The following is a 4,103-nucleotide window of genomic DNA, read 5'->3' on the forward strand; positions in this document are numbered from 1 at the left end:
CCCGCCCACAGCCCCAATTTGACCGCCCCCTGACCCTGGAAAATTGCAAGGCGGTCTTTGCCGATTGCGCCGACTATATGGAGCGCACCGTCCGCCTAAACGGGGACCGGGAGCGCACCGTCACCCTGTGCTATCTCCTGGGCATGGCCCGCAACGAGCGGCTGTGCGACTATGTGCTCCGCCCCCTGGCCCAGGACCCCGCCCTGAGCCAGGCCCCCCGGGAGGAGCTCTTTGCCCGGCTGCAGTACGGGGCTCTCTATAACCTGGCCGCTGTTCGGCGCACCACCCTGGATGAGGTGGTGGGCGACCTGATCGCGGGCAGCTGCGCCCTGTTTCTCCCCGGCTGCCCGGACGTGCTCACCCTCCCGGTGGTCACCGAGGAGAAGCGGGGGGTGGGGGAGCCGGACAACGAGCCGGCCCTGAAGGGGGTGCGGGAGTCCTTTGTGGAGTCCATCCGCACCAACACCTCCATGCTCCGCCGGCATATGCGCTCCCCCCGGCTGAAGATCAAGGAGCATGTGGTGGGCCGGCAGTCCCGGACCCCGGTGGATGTCCTCTACCTGGAGGGGATCGCCGACCCGGCCACGGTGAAGGCCCTGGAGGACAAGCTGGACCAAATCGACATTGACGGCCTGGAGGCGGCGGGCAACCTGGAGGAGTATCTGGCGCCCACCGCCCGCAGCCCCTTTCCCCTCATGCCCTACACCCAGCGGCCCGACCGGTTCTGCCAGGGCCTGCTGGAGGGGCGGGTGGGTCTGCTGGCCGACGGCATCCCCCTGGGGTGGATGGTGCCGGGCACCATCGACCAGTTTTTCAAGACCAGCCAGGACCGGGCCTACCACTGGATGGTGGCCTCTGCCCTGAGCGTCATCCGGTACCTGTGCGCCGTCGTCACTCTGCTGCTGCCCGGGCTCTATATCGCCCTGGTCACCTTCCACCCCGAGGCCATTCCGGTGAAGCTGGCCCTGTCCATTGTAGCCGCCAAGCAGGAGGTGCCCTTCTCCACCATCTTTGAGGTCATCACCATGCTCCTGGCCTTTGAGGTCATCCAGGAGGCCGGCCTGCGCCTGCCCACCCCCATCGGGGCCACGGTGTCCATTCTGGGCGGACTGGTGGTGGGCAACGCGGCGGTGGAGGCCCATATCGTCTCTCCGGCGGTGCTCATCGCCGTGGCCATCGCCGGGGTGGCGGGGTATACCCAGCCCTCCCAGGACTTTGGCAACGCCCTGCGGCTGTGGCGGTTTCTGTTGGCCATTTTGGCCAGCGTGGGGGGACTGTTCGGTCTGGGGCTAGGCTGCGCCGCCCTTATCTACCATCTGGCGGGGCTGGAGAGCTTTGGGGTGCCCTACCTGGCCCCCTTCACCACCGGTACCCAGGTGCGCCGGGGCCACCCCAGTCTCTTTCGCCTGCCTCTGCCCGCCATGAAGTGGCGGGACGGGGCCATTCACACCAAGAACAGGAGGAATCAGCGGTGATGGGACGGATACTGGCCTTGGCTCTGGTCTGCCTGACCCTCACGGGCTGCTCCGTCCTGCCCTATCCCCGGGAGATGGGGGACATGGCCCTGCTGCGCACCATGGGGGTGGATCGGGAGGAGGGGGGACTGGGGGTCACCGTCTCCACCGGACCCCGGGCCAAGGGACTTCAGGGGGAGCAGGAGAAGGCCATGGTCCTCTCCGCCCTGCGGCCCTCCCTCAGCTCTGCTGCCCTGGCCCTCCAGGCCCTCAGCGACAGCTATGTGTTTTTCGGCTATATTGACCAGCTGCTGCTGGGGGAGGAGTTAGCCCGGGAGGATGTGGTCCCGGTGCTGGACTACTTTGCCCGGGATGTGGAGCTGGGGCTGGGGGCCCAGCTGTGGGTCATTCGGGAGGCCTCTGCCCGTGAGGCGGTGGAGTCGGGAGGAGACCAGGGGGTGGAGAGCCGGCTTTCCACCCTGCGCACCGACGGGGAGATGGGGGTGGCCGCCATTGCCCGCACCGCCGGGGACGTCTACTCCGATCTTTTGGAGCAAGGGGCCAGCTATGTCCCCGCTCTGGTCCTCTCCGGCTCGGACGGGTCCACCCTCACAGAGGGGGGCTACGCCGTATTAAAGGAGGGGACGCTGGTGGGCTTCCTGGACGGAGACCGGGCCCGGGGACTGGAGCTGTTGGCAGGCAAACCCTCCGCCGATGTGCTGGAGGTGGACTTGACCGGAGGAGTGGCCACAGTCCGGGTGTCCAAGGCGGTGACGGTGTGCTCCCTCCGGGGTGACGGCGTGCTGGAGATCACCTGCCGGGTCAGCGCCCAGCTGGTGGAGCGGCCGGGCACCGTGAGCGACGGAGAGCTGGAACAGCTGCGCCAGGCCTTGGAGGAGCGGGAGCTGGAGCGGGTGGAGGACGCCCTGGGGCAGCTGCAGCAGTGGCAGTGCGACTGTCTGGGGCTGGGGGCCAAGGGTTCGTTGCGCTCTCCCGGGGTGTGGCGGGAGGTGGAGGAGGACTGGAGCAGCCTCTTTGCCGCCCAGACCCCCCAGGTGGAGCTGCGGGCGGAGATCCACCGGTAAACCGAAAGGAGGAGATAGCTTGAATCAGGAACGGATATCCCATACCCAGCTTACCGCTCTCATCTGGGCGGGGGTGCTGGCTCCGGCGGCGGAGCTGCTGCCCTCCATGACCTTGGCCACGGCGGGACGGGGAGCCTGGCTGTCTCCGGCAGCGGCAATCCCCCTGGTGGTGCTCTCGGGACTGCTGTTAGGGCGGCTGTCGGGGGAGCGGGGGCTGGCCCAGTCCATCGCCGGATGCTTTGGAAGGGTGGGGGGCGGACTCATCCTCCTTATATATATGGTATGGGGGGAGCTGCTGCTGGCACTGCGCCTGCGCCTGTGCGCCCAGCGGCTGCTCTCGTCGGGCTACCGGGACGGGAGTCTATGGTTTTTCCTGGGGGCGGTGGCCCTGATGGTGCTGTGGATGGGGCTGGGAAAGCTGGGGGCCTTTGCTCGGGCGGGACAATTCTTTCTGGCCATCCTTCTGACGGCCGGGGGCGTGGTACTGCTGCTGTCCCTCAGTCAGGTGGAGGTGCAGCGGGTGCTGCCCCTCTGGAGACAGGATGCCCTTCCGGTGCTCCTTTCCGCCCTCCCGGCCGGGGGAGCCCTGGGCTGGGGAGTTTACGGGGCCTTCCTCACCGGCCAGGTGCGCCCGGCGGAAAACCGGGGGCGGTGGTACGGGGTCTTCTGGGGTGTGGGGGGCTGCCTGCTCCTTGTCCTCTCCCAGCTGGTGATCCTGGGCAACCTGGGGCCCGCTCTGGCGGGCCGGCTGGATAACCCCTTTTTTGCCCTGGCCAAGAGCGTGGGAGTGGAGGGTGCCTTTCAGCGGGTGGAGAGCGTAATTATCTCCCTGTGGACCCTGGCCGATCTGACCATGGCGGTGCTGCTGCTGTTTGCCCTGCGGGCGGCGGGGGGCGCGCTGGCTCCCGGCCACTGGGACCGGTGGGAGCGGTGGGTGACGGCCGGGGCCGTTCTGGTGGGAGTGGTGCTGGCGGCGGTGCTTTTGCCCAATGGCCGGGCGTTGCAGCTCAACCGCAGTCTTGTCCCCCTCGGAAACCTGATCCTGGGATTGGCGCTCCCCTTTTTGTTGTGGCTTGGAAAAGGCTTTTGTGAAAAAAAGCGGTAGAAGGGCATATTTTGTGGGTAAAGAGGGGCAAAAAGGGGCAGATATTGTTGCTGAAACGGGCAAGAAAAAAAGGAGGAAAAAATCGAAAAAAAGTGTTGACAAGCAGGGGCTGTTCTGATAATATAAGCAAGCGCTCTGCGAGAGAGCAAAATCTTCCAGAGAGCAAGAGCCACAACGGTTCGGGCGAATGAGAGAACTTGAAAAAGTTAGCAAAACTTGAAAAAAGTTCTTGACAAGAGAAACGGCCTGTGGTAAATTAATCAAGTCGCCTGCGAGGGCGGCGATCACAAGCCCAGACAGCGAATGAAAGAGCCGAAAAAAGTTTGAAAAAACTTGAAAAAAGTTCTTGACAAAGGCTGGATGAAGTGATAAAATTAAAATCCGCCGCGGCACAAAAGATGTGAAGCGAACGGTGTGTACCTTGTAAATTAAACAACGTGACAAACACGAAGCACCAGA

Annotated in this window: 4 protein-coding genes; 3 read left to right on the plus strand and 1 reads right to left on the minus strand. The window is 64.9% G+C overall.

Annotation, left to right across the window (positions count from 1 at the left end; all coding sequences use genetic code 11):
* The 3 genes from B5E43_RS14630 to B5E43_RS14640 form a co-directional block, all read left to right on the plus strand.
* Positions 1-1,475: spore germination protein (locus B5E43_RS14630; RefSeq protein ID WP_143383025.1), on the plus strand; the 1,475-nt coding region annotated here is incomplete at its 5' end.
* On the plus strand, positions 1,475-2,539 hold the full coding sequence (locus B5E43_RS14635) for a Ger(x)C family spore germination C-terminal domain-containing protein (protein ID WP_087397892.1): 1,065 nt from the start codon (positions 1,475-1,477) through the stop codon (positions 2,537-2,539). The genes B5E43_RS14630 and B5E43_RS14635, both read left to right, overlap by 1 nt.
* 19 nt (positions 2,540-2,558) lie before the next feature.
* Entirely contained in the window at positions 2,559-3,644 is a 1,086-nt protein-coding gene (locus tag B5E43_RS14640; RefSeq protein ID WP_158099078.1) for a GerAB/ArcD/ProY family transporter, read from the plus strand.
* A gap of 256 nt (positions 3,645-3,900) precedes the next feature.
* Here B5E43_RS14640 and B5E43_RS15375 read toward each other — a convergent pair.
* A partial coding sequence (locus B5E43_RS15375; RefSeq protein ID WP_206407014.1) for a hypothetical protein occupies positions 3,901-4,103 on the minus strand: 203 nt, incomplete at its 5' end.

It is taken from the genome of Flavonifractor sp. An100, assembly GCF_002161175.1.
Classification (GTDB): Bacteria; Bacillota; Clostridia; order Oscillospirales; family Oscillospiraceae; genus Lawsonibacter.

Coding starts and splice junctions, on each gene's coding strand:
- B5E43_RS14635 (WP_087397892.1), top strand. CDS start 1,475: ATGGGACGGATACTGGCCTTGGCTCTGGTCTGCCTGACCCTCACGGGC.